Origin of the sequence: Streptomyces sp. NBC_01237, assembly GCF_035917275.1 — a bacterium.
Taxonomy (GTDB): domain Bacteria; phylum Actinomycetota; class Actinomycetes; order Streptomycetales; family Streptomycetaceae; genus Streptomyces.
The window spans coordinates 685761-700890 of sequence record NZ_CP108508.1; the positions used below are offsets into that span (position 1 = coordinate 685761).

Sequence of the window (15130 nt, forward strand, 5' to 3'; positions counted from 1 at the left end):
CCGTGCACCGCTCCCGCACCTCACGCATCCCGTCCACCCCGCCCGTCCCGCCGACGGCATATGCCCCGACCCCCCTCGCGCACACCGCGCGGGAACCTCGCACGCGGGCGCGCACAGCGGCCGCGCACGCCGGGCGACTTGCGTCAACATCCCTGCAAAGGCAAGGGTGTTCGGCGAGCCATCGCCCCACACAGCCCATGGCATATGCCGGATGCAACAACGTATCGAGTGTTGCCAAATCCCTTACGGGCTGCCGCAGCCTGTGCGACAGTCGTCTTCGGTCCACCCCTCAGAACTGGCCGCGCCGCGCCTGTATCGGAGTACGAGATGCCGTCCCATCTGTTCGCGGAGCGCCCCGCACCACAGCCGCCCGAGCACGATGCCGTCGACGCGCTGATCCATCGGGCCCGCCGGCTGCGCGGAGACGTGGACGCCGTGCGGCGGGACGCCGTGATCGTCGACGAGGACGACCCGCAGCTGCGCTGGCGGCGCGCCCTGTGCGAACTCGCGGTCCAGCACCTCGACGATCTCGATGCCCACCTGGGACAGCTGCGGGCGGGGGTGCCCACGCAGAGCACCGGGGACGCCGCACCGACCTCCGGCTCCGCCGCCGCGTCCGGCCGGTACGCCTTACCCGAATCGCCGCCCGGTTCACTGCTGAGCAGGGTCGGCAGCGCCGAATGGAACCTCCTGACCGACGAGGTCAGCTGGTCCGACGAGCTGTACCGCATCTTCGGCAGGCCGCCCGGAACGGGACCGCTGTCGCTGGACGAACTGCCCTCCGTACTTCTTCCCGAGGACCAGCCGTCGCTGACCTCGATGGTGACGGACTGCCTCGTCGACGGACGGCCGATAGACGGGGAGTTCCGTATCCTGCGGCCGGACGGCCGGATGCGGACCCTGCACATGATGGGTGAGCCCGTCCTCGACGCGGAGGGCTGCACCGCCTCCATGTGGGCGGTCCTGCGTGACGTCAGCGAGCTGCGCCGCAGTGAGCGGACGGTCGGCCGGAACCGTGATTCGGTGCGCCGCCAGGACCACATCGTCCGGACCGAGCACCGGCTGGCCCTCGAACTCCGGGAGGCGGTGCTGCCTCCGTGGCGCGGATCGTTACGGCTCCCCCGGCAGGGCCCCGGCGCGATGGACATCGCGGCCCACTATCTGCCGTCGGAGTCGAGCGGTCTCATCGGCGGCGACTGGTACGACGCCATGGAGCTGCCCGACGGCAGGACACTGCTCACCGTCGGCGATCTGACCGGCCACGGCATCCCGGCCACCTCGGCCATGGCGATGATGCTCGGCGCCCTGCGCGGCATGGCGGTGGCCGGCATCGGACCCGGCCCCCTGATGGGCCATCTCAACCAGCTGCTCGAATCATCGATGCAGCCCGCGCTGGGCAGTGCGCTGTGCTGTCGTTTCGACCCCGCGACCGGCGTTCTCTCCTGGGCGCAGGCAGGACACCCCGCCCCGCTGCTCTTCCGCAACGGAACGGGGCGCCCCCTGCCCCCGCCGGACGGGGTACTGCTCGGCGCGGCGTCCGGGGTCGCCTACGAGCAGGAGGACGTGCCGCTGCTGCCCGGCGACGTGCTGGTCCTGCACACCGACGGGCTGACGCGGCGCGGCGACCGGGGTGCGGGCCCGGAAGCGCTGCTCGATCTCGCACCGAGGTTCGCCCACGCCCGCACGGCACAGGACTGCGTACGGACCGTCGTCGAGGGGTTCGGCGGGACCGATCGTCCGGACGACGCGTGTGTGCTGATCGCCCGCATCGGGGCATGACGGAGCGCACGACGATGTGACGCCCGCCGGCGCGGGGAATCGGTGGGTGGACGCGGGACGGTTGGACACGGGGCAGTGGTACGGAGGACGGGGGCGCCGCTGCCCGGCAGCGCCTCGGATCAGATCTGGGTACCCCTGGCCTTCTTCGCCGCCCGCTGCGGCAGCACGAGCTCGATCTCCTCGCGCAGGTCCTGGATCCTGGCGGAGCCCGCGAACCGGCCGGTGAGCCGGTACATCTCGTGGAGCCTGTCCCAGGTGCGGTGCGAGGAGGTCTCCCCCATCGACACGAGCGCGAGCCGTGCGTACCGGTCGGCCTGCTCCGGGTCATCGGCGATGAAACAGGCGGAGGCGAGCGAGATGTAGTCGAAGAGCTTGGACCGCTGGCGTCCGTCGCCCCGCAGGTCCAGGGCCTCCTTCGCATGGCGCTGGGCCGTGGTCGCGGCCGCCGGGTCGTGCTCGGCCAGCGTCCGGAACGCGAGCGCCTGCATGCCGTGCATGTCCGCCTCGTCGAACATCTGCATCCAGCTCGGCGACGGCACATCGCCCTTGTCCGAGACGAAGAGTTCCTCGGCCTCGCCCAGGGTGCGCCGCATGGCCTGTCCGCGCCCCAGGGCCGCGTGCGCCCATGCCTCGATGGTGTGCAGCATCGCCTGGGTGCGGGGCAGTGTCTCGTCGCCGGAGCCCGACTTGGCGAGCTTCATCAGGTCCAGCGCCTCGTCGGGGCGGCCCAGATGCACCATCTGGCGGGCCGCCCTGGAGAGTGCTTCACCGGCGCGTGGCCGGTCGCCGCCCTCGCGGGCCGCGTGCGCGGCGATGACGAAGTACTTCTGGGCCGTGGGTTCGAGACCGACGTCGTGGGACATCCAGCCCGCGAGTACGGCGAGGTTGGCGGCGACGCCCCACAGCCGCCGCTGCAGATGGTCGGGGTGGCGGTAGGCGAGCATCCCGCCCACCTCGTTGAGTTGGCCCACGACCGCCTTGCGCTGGAGTCCGCCGCCCCGGGCGGCGTCCCAGGCGCGGAACACCTCGACCGAGTGCTCCAGTGCCTCGATCTCCTGGGACCCGACCGGTGCGGCCTCGTACCGGTCGAAACCGGCGGGGTCGGCGTGCAGGGGATCGTCGGGACGTGGAGCGTCGGCCGCCAGAGCGGGATCGCTGTGCAGCCAGTCGTGCATGGCGCCGGTGATGGCTGATCCGGCGGCGAGCGCGGCGCCCGCCCCCACCAAGCCGCGTCGGTTGAGCATGAGGTCCATTCCCGTGAATTCGGTGAGGACCGCTGCCGTCCGTTCGGGCGCCCACGGCAATCCGTCGGGATTCTCTTCCGTCCCGGAGTCACGCCGTTTCCCCACACGCCCGCGTCGGCCGAACCCGAGGTCCTCGATGGTCACGACACGGCCGAGCCGCTCGGTGAACAGGGCTGCCAGCACTTCGGGCACGGGATCACGGGGGGACTCCCCCATGTCGATCCAGCGTCTGACCCGCGAGGTGTCGGTCGCCAGCTGGGGGTGGCCCATGGCCGCCGCCTGCCGGTTCACCATTCTCGCGAGTTCGCCCTTGGACCAGCCGGCCAGGCCGAACAGGTCAGAAAGGCGGGTGTTGGGTTCTCCGGTCACGTCAAGCCCCCAGGTTCTCGGCTGACTTGACACTAACCCCCTGTCAGATGCCGGTCGACTATTCGCCAGGGTTCGCCAGGGCACGCCAGATGGTCTGCCACCCGTGGCGCGGTGTCAGGTAGGAAAGCGCCACCCCGCCCGGCAGCCCTAGGTACTCCCCAGGGTGCCGATCGGCCGCCGGCCGGGGCGGCGCACGCAATCTGTCGGCGCGCGAAGGGATCTGTCTCGCCCATGTACACAGCATCGTCCTCCGTGTCCGCCCCGCCCCGGCCGCTCCGTCCCATGGGGCCGGGCAGCGGTCCGTATCTCGCCCCGCACCCCGGCGCACCGGTGCCGGTGCTGGGCCGGCCGCGGCGGGCGGGGGGGCCGGTCGCCGGGCCCCCCAGCGGGAGGATCGACCTGTCCGGGCCACAGGGCGCGCAGGTAAGGATGGCCATCGTCTCGGTGCAGCGCATCTGCCCGGAGTTCAACCCGGTCCAGGTGCTGCGCCGCAGCGGCCGGTCCGTCCTGATCGTCGGCACCACCGGCCGCGCGACCGCCGTGGCCAAGTGCTTACTGGACCACTCCCCGGCATGGACGGAACGGTTCCGGCACGAAATAGCGGCGTACCGCGCGTTCGTCCGGCACCGCCCACCGGTTCGGGTGCCCCGGCTGATCGCGGCGGACCCGGAGAACTGCACGCTGGTCATCGAGCGGATGCCGGGGCGGGTCGCGGCTCTGACGCGGCATCCGTCCGAGGCTCCCCCCCGGGCCGATGTGCGAGCCGCGCTCGGTGCGATCAGCCGGGTCAACGCCTGGCGGCCGCCCGCCGGGCTGTTCGACGCGCCGCTGGACTACGCCTCGCGGATCGCCCGCTATCACGAGCTGGGTCTGTTCACCGACCGTGATCTGGGTGATCTGCAGAAGCTGCTGCACGGACTGGCGGTTGCGGGCGGGCGGCAGGGCATGGGGCAGTTCTGCCACGGCGACGCGCTGCTCTCCAACATCCTCCTTTCGCCCACCGGGCCGGTGCTGGTCGACTGGGAGCACGCGGGCTGGTATCTGCCGGGGTACGACCTGGCGACGCTGTGGGCCGTGCTCGGTGACGCGCCGGTGGCACGGCGGCAGATCAGCCAGCTGGCGCAGGCCGCCGGCCCCTCGGCACGCGACGCGTTCCTGGTGAATCTGATGCTCGTGCTGACGCGGGAGATCCGTCAGTACGAGACGGCGGTGCAGCGCACCATGCGCGAGACGCCACCGGCGGGCTCCGCCCAGGACCGGCCGGGTCCGCATTTCTCGGGCGAGGAGCAGCGGCTGCTGCTGCGCAGGCTGCACGACGACTGCGCCATGGCGCGGCGGGCTGTGCGGGCAGCGGTCGGCACACGGTGAACAGGACGAGGTAGGAGGGCGGGCCTCTGCACGGCGGCCCGTGTCAAGTGACCGCGGCGATGGGGAAGCGCGCTGTGGGACCGGTGCCGACACACCGGTCCCACAGCGCGCTGTTCGTTCGCCGGTCGGGGCCGAGGAGTCGGCCGGAGGGGGGTCAGCCGGTGGCGAAGTCCACGGCGTCCACGTCGAAGGAGTTGTTCTGCGGCGAGGTGAAGACCAGATAGAGCTTGTGGGTTCCGGTCAGTGCCTGGACGGGAACGGGTGGCGTTGCCCGGTAGGTGTCCCAGCCGCCGGTGCGGGGAACGGGGGTGGTGGCCAGCAGAGTCCCGTCGGGGGCGTCGGCCCGCAGTTCGATCGCGCCGACGCCGTTGGGTGAGGAGAGGGTGTAACTGACGGTGGCGATGCCTTCGACGCTCATCGGATCGAAGGCGACCCAGTCGCCGTCGGAGACGTCACCGATCCGTTTGCCGTTCTCGGCGCCTTCCTGGGCGACGATCCGGGTGCCGGACTGGGCATCGTAGTACTCGGCCTGCTTGTGCTGGGGCTGGAGCACGGTGCGCCCGTACCCGGTGAGACGGGAGACGCCGTCACCGCCCTTGTCGGTGTACTTGGCGTTGAGTACGTAGGTGAGATCGGCGCCCTCGGGGTGGCCGCCCAGGTCGCCGGTGTCCACGGTGCCCTCGCAGCCGGGGATGTCGGTGGTGGGGTGCTCGTGGTCGTCGTGGCCGAGGGCCGGGTTGACGGTGACCGCGGCGCAGTCGACCGGGCCGTCCTCCGGGTCGGTGACGGTCACCTTGTACGGGATCCTGTCGCCGAACTCGATGAGCCTGCCGCTGACGGGGAAGTCGATGGTGACCTCGGGTGCGGTGTTGCCCGCCGTGATGGGGATGTTGGCGTAGCCGGACTTGCCGCTGGAGTCGGTGACCTTCAGCTGGGCGGCGAAGTCCCCCTTGGCGGTGTAGGTGTGGCTGGGGGTGGCTTCGGTGGAGTCGTAGGTGCCGTCGCCGTCGAAGTCCCAGGCGTAGCCGAGCGGGTCGCCGTCGGGGTCGGCGCTGCCCTCGCCGGAGAAGTCGACCTTCAGCGGCACGGGGCCGTCGGTGGCGGAGGCGGTGGCCTTGGCGACCGGGATGCGTTGCCCCTGGGCGTAGTCGATGCGGTAGAGGCCGGAGTCGTTGTTGCCGCCGCCGAAGGAGGAGCCCCATTCGAGGACGTACAGCGATCCGTCGGGTCCGAACGTCATGTCCATCGGCTTGTTGAACTTCTGCGAGGACAGGAAGTCGTTGATCTTCAGGACCTTGTCGTCCTTGTCGAAGCGGACTTCCTTGACGTAGTTGCGCGCCCACTCGTAGAAGAAGCTCGCGCCCTCGAAGTAGGCGGGGAACTTGGTGGTGGAGGGGTTCTCGCTGTCGTAGTGGTAGACCGGTCCGCTCATCGGGGCGGAACCGCCGCTGCCGACCTCGGGGAACTCCTCGGAGGCGCCGTATCCGTACCAGATCTCCGGCTGCTGGATCGGGGGGAGTGCGCTCAGGCCGGTGTTGTTGGGCGAGGCGTTGACCGGCTCGGCACAGTCGAACTTGGGGCCGACTTCCTTGGTGTCGGGGTTGTAGGGGGCGTACGCCTGGTTGTTGCCGTGGCAGAACGGCCAGCCGAAGTTCCCGGCCTTCTTGATGACGTTGTACTCGACCAGTCCCTCGGGCCCGCGGTCGGTGGTGGGCAGGCCGCGGTCGGGGCCGTAGTCGGAGGCGTGGACGTAGCCGGTCTTCGGGTCGACGGTGAAGCGGAACGGGTTGCGGAAGCCCATGGCGTAGATCTCGGGGCGGGTGTCCGCGGTGCCCTTGGCGAAGAGGTTGCCCTTGGGGATGGTGTAGCCGCCCGCGTCGGTGGGCTTGATGCGCAGGATCTTGCCGCGCAGGTCGTTGGTGTTGCCCGCGGTACGGGCGGCGTCGAGCATCTCCTTGCCCGCGCGCCAGTCGAGCGGGGCGTATCCCTGCCAGTCGGGGTCGAGGTTGGGCGGGGTGTCGTCGCCGACGCCCAGGTAGAGGGTGCGGCCGGGACCGAACTCGACGGCGCCTCCGGTGTGGCCGGGTTCGGGGAAGGTGCGGTCGCGGTCGGCGGGGACGTCGATGAGCTTCTTCTCGCTGGTCAGGTCGAGCGTCTTGTCCTTGACCGTGAAGCGGGAGAGCCGGTTGACGTCGTTCGCGGCGCCCGCGGGCGCGTAGTAGAGGTAGATCCAGTGGTTCTTGGTGAAGTCCGGATCGAGTTCCATGCCGACCAGGCCGTCCTCGCCGCCGCCGTAGACGTCGAGCTTTCCGGCGGTGGTGGTGGCGTGGGTGGCGGGGTCGAAGACGTTCACCTCGCCGCTGCGCTGGATGTAGAAGACCCGGCCGTCCTTGGCGACGTCCAGTTCCATGGGGTCGGCGGTGTTGTCGTCGAGGGTGACCTTCTCGTAGCCGTTCCACACGGTGCCGCCGCAGTCGCCGGGCTTGTTGCCCGCTGCCCACCGGAGACCGCCGATGACATGGTCGCGGAAGGCCGCTTCGGTGTACGCGGGGATGTCGTGGCCCATGGCGGTGGCCCACACCTTGCCGCCCTCGGTGGTGCGGCACCAGGAGATGGGGTGGTCTGCGCCCATGGCGGAGCCGCCCGGGTCGTAGGTCTTCTCGTCGGCCGTGACCAGGACATGGACGTCACCGCGGGGGTTGGCGTCGAAGTTGTACCACTCCTCGGGGCGCTCCCAGCGTTCGGGAAGACCCGCGGTGGAGGGGTGGACGCGGTCGGCGACCTTGGCGGTGCCCTTCAGGACGCCGGGTGAATGGGCGGGCATGTGGGCGCCGCCGTTGATGACCTCGTCCCACCAGGGGAACTGCTCCTCGACGCCCATGTCGAGGGTGTTGTGGAGGGCGACGATGCCGCCTCCGCCGCGTACATAGGTCTGCATCGCCTGCCGCTGGGCGTCGGTGTCCCAGACCATGCCGGAGTTCTGCAGCATGACGATGGCGTCGAAGTCCTTCAGCTTCGCGTCGTCGAAGACGGCGGGGTCGGCGGTCTCGACGAGGGAGAAGTTGTTCTCGGCGGCCTCCTCCTCGAACATCTGGATGCCTGCCGGGATGGAGGTGTGGACGTAGCCGGCGGCTCGGGTGAAGAGCAGGACGTTGAAGGCGGGCGCCTTGCCGGTGGTCGCGGCGGTGGCGGGCAGTGCGGTCAGGGTGAGGAGCAGTGCGCTCACTGAGGCGACCAGCAGTCGCTCTATGTCACGTGCATGACATGCCCATCGATGGCGGCTCACGTGGGGGGTCCTCTCTCGGCGGGTGGGCGAGCGGGGGGCGCGGTGCGGCGGGGAGCGGGCGGGGTGCGGCGGCGATTGGTCCGGTCAGGGGGCGGCCGGGGGCCGGTCCAGGGCAGCGAGGGCATCACGCAGGAAGGCCAGTCCCTCGGTCGCGATGGTGTCCTGGGTGGCGGCGAGCGGCCGCCAGACGGAGGCGGCGACCGCGATGGCGTCGTTGTGAGCGGTGAACGACTCGATGCACAGCGGCCCCCGGTACCCGGCGGTGACGAGCGCGGTGAGGAAGCCCGGCCAGTCGAGGCAGTCGGCGCCGGGTGTGCCCCGGTCGTTGGCGCACACCTGCACATGGACGATGCGGCCCGCGGCGCGCCGCACGGCGGCGGGCAGGGACCGCTCCTCGATGTTCTGGTGGTAGGTGTCCAGCGCCAGGCCGATGGTGTCCTCGGGGAGCCCGGTCAGTGCGTCGAGGGTCTGCTCGACGGTGTTGAGCAGACTTGTCTCGTAGCGGTTGAGGGGTTCGACCGCGATGCGCACCCCGGCGGCTCGGGCGTGGTCGACGACCGGGGCGAGGTTCTCGCGCAGCTCCTCGTAGGCCGCGCGGCGTTCGTGGCGGTCCAGGCGCCAGGTGCGGCCGACCGCCGTATAGACGGGCCCGGCGACGGTGGGGGCGCGCAGCGCGTGGGCGGCGTCGATACAGCGGCGCAGATAGTCCTGGGTGACCTGGACGGTCCGCGGGGCGGTGTGGACGAGATCGCGGTCGGGCGGCATGACCGCGATCACCGCGGCGGGGGCGAGCCCGGAGGCGTCGAGCAGTCTGCCCACCGATGCGGGTGACCAGTCCCGTTCGTTCTCCAGCGGGATCTCGACACAGTCGAAGCCCCACGCGGACAGGCGCGGCAGGACGTCGCCGAGTGCTTCGTACGTCACCGGGGAGTGCCAGATCCATGGGTTCGCGCCGAGCGGCGGGGAAGCCGGGCTCACTTCTTGCCACCCCACTTCTCCGGGAAGCCGGGCATGTTCTCGCAACCGCACATCGCGTAGTGCAGCGGGGGCATACCGGGTTGGAGGTACTGGTCGAGGGTGTCCTGGGTGACGGTGGGCTGCGGCAGCTTCCACTCCCGGGGAACCCGCTCGCCCCTGAGGATCCTCAGCGCGGCGATCACGGGCGTACGCCACTGGAAGGTCGGGTACGAGGGGGCGACGGCGGTGAGCTTCTTGTCCTTCCACACCTGGAGGAAGTCCTGCTGGTCCTCACCGGTGATCGGCGGCACGTCCTTGCCCGCGTCCTCGAACGCCTCCACGGCGGCGACCGCGGTCGCGCCGGAGTCCATCCACACGCCGTCGATGCCGCCGTGCCGGGTGAGGGCGTCGGTGACGATCGACTTGGTCCTGGCCGGGTCGCCGTCGGTGAACTTCACGTCCACGACGTCGAGTCCGCTCCGGTCGAAGGCGAGCTTCGCCGCCGACCAGCGGGTCTCCAGCACGTCGACGCCCGGCGAGATCCGCAGGGCCAGGACCTTGCCCTTCGGCTTGACCTTCTCCACCAGGAAGCCGGCGGCGGCCGCCCCGTATCCGTAGCCGCCGATGGGGTTGATGAAGGTGACCGCGCAGTCCGTCTCCACGCCGCGGTCGAAGACGATGACGGGCAGCTTCGCGCAGGCCTGCTTCACGGCGGGGGTGAGGGTGGCGGTGGTGTTCGGGGAGACGATCAGGGCGTCGCAGCCCCGGCCGGTGAGTTCCTGGATGTCGGAGATCTGTTTGTCGTCCTTGCCCTGGGCGTCCAGGACGGTGAAGTCGGTGATCTCCTCGTGGAGCGCGACCTCGGCCCGCATGTTCTTCAGTCCGACCTGCCGCCAGGGGTTGAACACCCCCGCGTTGGAGAAGCACAGGTGCAGGCCGCCGGAGCCCTTCTTCCGGTACCGCGCGGTGTCGACGAGCTCCGGCCGGAGCATCTGTTCCCAGGGCCGGTCCGCCGGGCCCTGGGCCCTCTCCTTGCCGAGAGCGAGCTGCCGGTCGTACTCGGCCCGGTCGAAGAACGCCGACTGCTCGCCGGTGCCCGAGCCGTCCGTGGGGCCGCTCGATCCGGCGGCCGGCGTATCGGGGGGCACATCGCTCGTACAGCCGGCGAGGAGGGCGGCACCGAGCACCGCGGTGACGCAGAGGCGGGCGTGCCGGGTAGGTCGCGTACTCATGTGGATGTCCCTCCCGGGGATGGGGTACGGCGGCGGCGCGGCCGGGACCGGTCGGCCGCGCCGAGTGCGACGGCGGCGATGACGATGACGCCTTGCACGGTCGACTCCAGGGCGCCGGAGACGCCCTGGAGGTTGAGCAGGGTGAACAGGGCCTGGAGGGAGAACGCGCCGGCCATCGCCCCGACGACGGAGCCCCGGCCGCCGCCGAGCACGACCCCGCCGAGGACGACGGCGGTGATCGCCTCGAACTCGTAGCCGCGGCCCGCCTGCGCGGAGACTCCGGAGAAGCCGCCGACGAGTACGGCGGCGAGTGCCGCCGCGACGCCGGAGAGGACGAAGGCGATGGTGCGGACGCGGGCGACCCGTACACCGGAGAGCGCCGCGGTCCGTTCGCTGTCCCCGGTGGCGAGCAGGGTACGGCCGAAGTCGGAGCGCATGAGTGCCACGGCGAGCGCTCCGGCCGTGAGGCAGGCGAGCACGGCCCAGGGCAGCCATCCGAACGCGGTTCCCCGGCCGAGCTGCCGGAACGCGGTGGGCAGAACACCCTGCGGGGAGCCGCCCGTCCAGAAGAAGACGGCCCCTTCGAGGATCAGCATCATGCCGAGCGTGGTGATGAAGGAGGGCACCCTGAGCAACGTGGTGATCAGTCCGCTGACGAGTCCGGCCAGCGCCCCGGCGAGCAGCAGGACGGCGGTGACCAGGGGCCAGGGTGCGGCGGGGAAGGCGGCGTACAGTTCGGCGGCGACAACCACCCCGGCGGTGACGACCGCTCCGACGGACAGGTCGAACTCGCCGCAGACGATGACCGGATACTGGCCTGCGGCAAGGATGACGAGAGGCGCCGCGCGCTTGACGAAGGCGAGGAAGCGGTCCGGTTCGTAGAACCCGGGGTCGGTGAGGGCGAGGGCCACCAGGAGTGCGGCGAGCAGCAGGCAGACGGGGGTGCCGGTGCCGAGGGCGCGCAGGACGCGGCGGCCGGTGGGCGGGGCCTTGACTGCGGTGGTCATGCGGTCCTCCCCTGCGGGTGGCGGCGGCGCCGGGCGTACAGGGCGACGGCCGCGATGATGACGACGCCTCGGACGACGTTCTTGAAGAACGGGTCGACGGCGAGCTGGTTGAAGACGCTGTCGAGCACGGCGAGGACGAGGACACCGCCGAGGGTGCCCGCCACTCCCCCGCGGCCGCCGGCGAGTGCGGTGCCGCCGAGGACCACGGCGGCGATGGACTCCAGGTCGTAGCGCGCCTCGGTGCCGGCCCAGGGGGCTCCGGCGCCGAGCCGGGCGGCGAGGAAGAGCGCGGCGGCGCCGACGCAGAGCGAGCACAGGATGTGGGCGGCGACGACGGTGCGGCGGGTGCGGACTCCGGAGAGGCGGGCGGCGTGCTCGTCGCCGCCGGTGGCGTACATGTGGTGGCCCAGGCGGGTGCGGCGCATGACGAGCCAGAGGGCGAGGGCGACGGCGAGGAGCAGGAAGAGGGAGACCGGGACGGGTCCGACGCGGTCGTAGCCGAGGCGCTGGAAGGAGTCGGGGACCTCGCCCGCGGGCCCGGTGTAGTTGTCCTCGATCCAGCCGCGCAGGATGAAGGCGGTGCCGAGGGTGGCGATGAACGCGTTGACCTTGAGTCCGGTGACGATCAGACCGTTGGCGAGCCCGACGGCGGCGGACAGGGCGAGCACGGCCAGGATCGCGATCAGCACGCCGCCGCCGCGCATGGTCTCGGCGGCGACGAGGGTGCCGAGGCTGATGAGGTAGGCGACCGAGAGGTCGAGCGAGCCGGTGAGGATGACGAGGGACTGGCCGACGGCGACGAGGCCGAGGGCCACGCAGTTCTGCAGGATCGCCACGGTGTTGGTGACGGTGAGGAAGTCCCCGCCGCGGGCGGCGACGACGATCCAGCCCAGTACGGTGACGCCGAGCGCGGCGAGCCAGACCCCGGCGACGGGGCCGGTGAGGCGCAGCCCGGCGGGCGGTTTCGGCCCGGTGCGGTGCGCCGGTGGCCGGGACCCGGTCCGGAGCGCGGTCATGCGGCGTCCTCCCGCGGCCGGTCGCCGCCGGTGGCGACGCGCATGATGGCCTCCTCCGACGACCCGGCGGGCAGTTCACCGGCGAGGCGGCCCTCGGACATGACGAGGAGGCGGTCGCTCATGCCGATCAGCTCGGGCAGTTCGGAGGAGATGATCAGTACGGCGAGTCCCTCGCGCGCCAATTCCCGTACGAGGGTGTGGATGGCGGCCTTGGCACCGACGTCGACCCCTCGCGTCGGCTCGTCGAAGAGCAGCACCCGTGGGCGTGCGGCGAGCCATTTGGCGATGACGACCTTCTGCTGGTTGCCGCCGGAGAGGTACTGGACCTGCTGGTCCTCGCCGCGGGCGTGCAGGCGTACGCGTTCCAGCAGGGCGGTGACCTCGCGGCCCGCGGGCGGTCCGCCGCGGGTGTGTACGGCACGGGTGACGAGCAGGGCGTTGTCCCGGACGGACTGGCGCAGGGCGAGCCCCTCCTCCTTGCGGTCCTCGGTGACCAGGGCGATCCCGGCCCTGATGGCCTCGCGCGGGCGGGCCGGACGCAGGGGCTCACCGGCCACGGTCATGGTGCCGGTGGTGAAGGGGGCGGCGCCGAACAGGGCGCGGGCCAGGGAGGTGCGGCCGGAGCCCTGAAGCCCTGCGATGCCGACGACCTCGCCGGCGCGGAGGGTCAGATCGATGCCGGAGATACGGGAGTTGGCGCCACCGCTGACGGTGAGGGCGGTCGCCCCCAGCTCCTCGGGGCGGGCGCGGGGCGGGTAGTAGGCGCCGAGTTCGCGGCCGACCATGGCCCGTACGACGGTGTCGGGGTCGGTGTCGCGGGTGGAGAGGGTGGTGACCCGGCGACCGTCCTTGAGGACGGTGACGCGATGGGAGAGGTCGAAGACCTCGGGTAATCGGTGGGAGATGTAGAGGATGCCGAGCCCGTCGGCGGCCAGCCGCCGTACCAGGGCGGAGAGTTGTCCGACCTCGTGGTCGGCGAGCGGGGCCGTGGGCTCGTCCATGACCAGGACCCGGACGTCGGAGGCCAGGGCCTTGACGATCTCGACGGTCTGCCGACGGGCCACCGACAGTTCATGGACGGGGGTGCGCGGGGTGATGCCGGTCTCGTCGATGCGGGCCAGGAGTTCGGCCGTGCGCCGCTCCATGGCGCGGCGGTCGACGAGGCCGCGGCGGGTGGGTTCGCGGCCGAGGAAGACGTTCTCGGCGACGGTGCGGTGCGCGAGCAGCGCGAACTCCTGGTGGATGATGCCGATCCCGGCGGCCTGAGCCTGCGCGGGGTGACTGAAGGAATGCGGGGTGCCGTCGATGGTGATGGTGCCGGTGTCGGGTCTGTGCTCGCCCGTGAGGATCTTCATCAGGGTGGATTTGCCCGCACCGTTCTCGCCCACGAGGGCATGCACTTCTCCGGCTTCGAGGTCGAGCCCCACGTCGTGGAGCACACGGACCCCGAGAAAGCTCTTGGACACGCCCTGCATCGTCAGCATCGACTGGCTCCTCGGTAAGCGGTCTGCAGAGCAGAGTCGTGATGCACCTTTGACCTGTCAAGGCTCCAAACCGCTTTAGTTTCTGGGGAGTTGGACCGGACTTATGGCGACGACCGAACATCTGACGCCTTGTGAGCAGCAGAAGTCGTCCCTAAGGTGACTGCTATGCCTTCGCCGTCGGCTCGCCCCTCCTCGAACGCCTCGAACTCACCCGGCGAGGTGCTCGCCCTGATCAGTTCGGGGGCGGCGGCGACCCGTGCGGACATCGCGCGGATCACCGGTCTGGCCCGCTCGACGGTCTCCCAGCGGGTGGACGCGCTGATCGGGCACGGCTTCGTGGACGAGGACGCGGACGGTGGCTCGACGGGTGGCCGGCCACCGCGCAGGCTGGCGCTCAGGACGGCCGGGCATGCGGTGGCGGGAGTGGACCTGGGGGCCTCGCACTGCCGGGTGGCGCTGATGGACATCGGCGGCACGATGCTCGCGGCCCAGGAGGATCCCCTGTCGATCGGGGACGGGCCCGACTCCGTACTGCGCCATGTGGAACGGACGCTGCACACACTCCTCAAGGAGGCGGGGCGCGAGCCCGCGACCCTGCGGTCGATCGGGGTCGGGGTGCCGGGACCGGTGGAGTTCTCCACGGGGCGCCCGGTCGATCCGCCGATCATGCCGGGGTGGCACCAGTATCCGATCCCGGAGTTCTTCGCCGCCCGGTTCGGGGTGCGGGCGCTCGTCGACAACGACGTGAACGTGATGGCGCTGGCCGAACAGCGGCGGGCGTTCCCCGACTGCCGCTATCTGCTGTACATCAAGGTCGGTACGGGCATCGGCTGCGGGATAGTCTCCGACGGCCTGCTGCACCGGGGGGCGCAGGGCTGCGCGGGCGACATCGGCCACATCCGGGTCGCGGAGCTGGACGACCCCTGCCGGTGCGGCAACTCGGGCTGTCTGGAGGCCGTCGCGGGCGGTGCGTCCCTGGCGGCGAAGCTGGCCGGTCTCGGGCTGGAGGCCGCTTCGGGCAGCGATGTGGTGCGGCTGGTGAAGTCCGGCAACCGTGACGCGGTACGGATGGTGCGCGAGGCGGGCCGGGCGGTGGGCGAGGTACTGGCCGGACTGGTGAACTTCTTCAACCCGGACACGGTGGTGCTGGGCGGTGCGCTGGCCGCCGTGCACGACCAGCTGCTCGCGGGGGTGCGCGAGGCGGTGTACCGGCGCTCGCACCCGCTGGCCACGCATGTCCTGCGGATCGAGCCCAGCCGGACGGGCGAGAACGCGGCGGCGGTCGGGGCGGGGATCCTGGCGATCGAGCACGCGCTGTCGGTGGAGCAGGTGGACCGGGAGGTCGCGGGGCGCTGACGGGCCTCGGCCTCCGAGCGCGGCAGGCGCGC

General features: G+C 71.3%; 10 protein-coding genes. 3 read left to right on the plus strand and 7 right to left on the minus strand.

Features of this window, described 5'->3' with window-relative positions; genetic code table 11:
• Positions 1 to 327: 327 nt before the first annotated feature.
• Positions 328 to 1779 carry a PP2C family protein-serine/threonine phosphatase gene (locus OG251_RS03190; RefSeq protein WP_326675501.1) on the plus strand — a complete coding sequence of 484 codons (1452 nt, stop codon included), beginning with the start codon at positions 328 to 330 and terminating at the stop codon, positions 1777 to 1779.
• A gap of 119 nt (positions 1780 to 1898) precedes the next feature.
• On the opposite strand, the gene OG251_RS03195 is transcribed toward OG251_RS03190, so the two are convergent.
• Positions 1899 to 3392, minus strand: coding sequence for a DNA-binding protein NsdB (locus OG251_RS03195; protein WP_326675502.1), 1494 nt, complete (start codon positions 3390 to 3392; stop codon positions 1899 to 1901).
• Positions 3393 to 3623: 231 nt separating this feature from the next.
• Here OG251_RS03195 and OG251_RS03200 point away from each other — a divergent pair, with 231 nt between their 5' ends.
• Positions 3624 to 4760 carry an aminoglycoside phosphotransferase family protein gene (locus OG251_RS03200; RefSeq protein WP_326675503.1) on the plus strand — a complete coding sequence of 379 codons (1137 nt, stop codon included), beginning with the start codon at positions 3624 to 3626 and terminating at the stop codon, positions 4758 to 4760.
• Between the two features lie 154 nt (positions 4761 to 4914).
• Here OG251_RS03200 and OG251_RS03205 read toward each other — a convergent pair whose 3' ends face one another.
• The 6 genes from OG251_RS03205 to OG251_RS03230 all read right to left on the minus strand — a co-directional run bounded on the left by OG251_RS03205 (position 4915) and on the right by OG251_RS03230 (position 13742).
• Positions 4915 to 7986 (minus strand): ThuA domain-containing protein, encoded by a 3072-nt coding sequence (locus tag OG251_RS03205; protein ID WP_442818304.1) that lies wholly within the window; start codon positions 7984 to 7986, stop codon positions 4915 to 4917.
• 144 nt (positions 7987 to 8130) lie between these two features.
• Positions 8131 to 9024, minus strand: coding sequence for a sugar phosphate isomerase/epimerase family protein (locus OG251_RS03210; protein WP_326675504.1), 894 nt, complete (start codon positions 9022 to 9024; stop codon positions 8131 to 8133).
• Positions 9021 to 10235: a substrate-binding domain-containing protein gene (locus OG251_RS03215; RefSeq protein ID WP_326675505.1), complete on the minus strand. Its 1215-nt coding sequence runs from the start codon at positions 10233 to 10235 to the stop codon at positions 9021 to 9023. Before OG251_RS03215 ends, OG251_RS03210 begins: the two co-directional genes overlap by 4 nt.
• A complete protein-coding gene (locus OG251_RS03220) occupies positions 10232 to 11242 on the minus strand; it encodes an ABC transporter permease (RefSeq protein WP_326675506.1) in 1011 nt (336 codons plus the stop codon). The genes OG251_RS03215 and OG251_RS03220 overlap by 4 nt, the downstream gene beginning before the upstream one ends.
• Positions 11239 to 12258: an ABC transporter permease gene (locus OG251_RS03225; RefSeq protein WP_326675507.1), complete on the minus strand. Its 1020-nt coding sequence runs from the start codon at positions 12256 to 12258 to the stop codon at positions 11239 to 11241. Before OG251_RS03225 ends, OG251_RS03220 begins: the two co-directional genes overlap by 4 nt.
• On the minus strand, positions 12255 to 13742 hold the full coding sequence (locus OG251_RS03230) for a sugar ABC transporter ATP-binding protein (RefSeq protein ID WP_326675508.1): 1488 nt from the start codon (positions 13740 to 13742) through the stop codon (positions 12255 to 12257). Before OG251_RS03230 ends, OG251_RS03225 begins: the two co-directional genes overlap by 4 nt.
• A 165-nt stretch (positions 13743 to 13907) precedes the next feature.
• Between OG251_RS03230 and OG251_RS03235 the strand changes: the two genes are divergently transcribed.
• Positions 13908 to 15098, plus strand: a complete 1191-nt coding sequence (locus tag OG251_RS03235) for an ROK family transcriptional regulator (protein WP_326675509.1) — start codon at positions 13908 to 13910, stop codon at positions 15096 to 15098.
• The last annotated feature ends 32 nt before the right edge of the window (positions 15099 to 15130 follow it).

Coding starts and splice junctions, on each gene's coding strand:
- OG251_RS03190 (WP_326675501.1), top strand. CDS start 328: ATGCCGTCCCATCTGTTCGCGGAGCGCCCCGCACCACAGCCGCCCGAG.
- OG251_RS03200 (WP_326675503.1), top strand. CDS start 3,624: ATGTACACAGCATCGTCCTCCGTGTCCGCCCCGCCCCGGCCGCTCCGT.
- OG251_RS03215 (WP_326675505.1), bottom strand. CDS start 10,235: ATGAGTACGCGACCTACCCGGCACGCCCGCCTCTGCGTCACCGCGGTG.
- OG251_RS03220 (WP_326675506.1), bottom strand. CDS start 11,242: ATGACCACCGCAGTCAAGGCCCCGCCCACCGGCCGCCGCGTCCTGCGC.
- OG251_RS03225 (WP_326675507.1), bottom strand. CDS start 12,258: ATGACCGCGCTCCGGACCGGGTCCCGGCCACCGGCGCACCGCACCGGG.
- OG251_RS03230 (WP_326675508.1), bottom strand. CDS start 13,742: ATGCTGACGATGCAGGGCGTGTCCAAGAGCTTTCTCGGGGTCCGTGTG.
- OG251_RS03235 (WP_326675509.1), top strand. CDS start 13,908: ATGCCTTCGCCGTCGGCTCGCCCCTCCTCGAACGCCTCGAACTCACCC.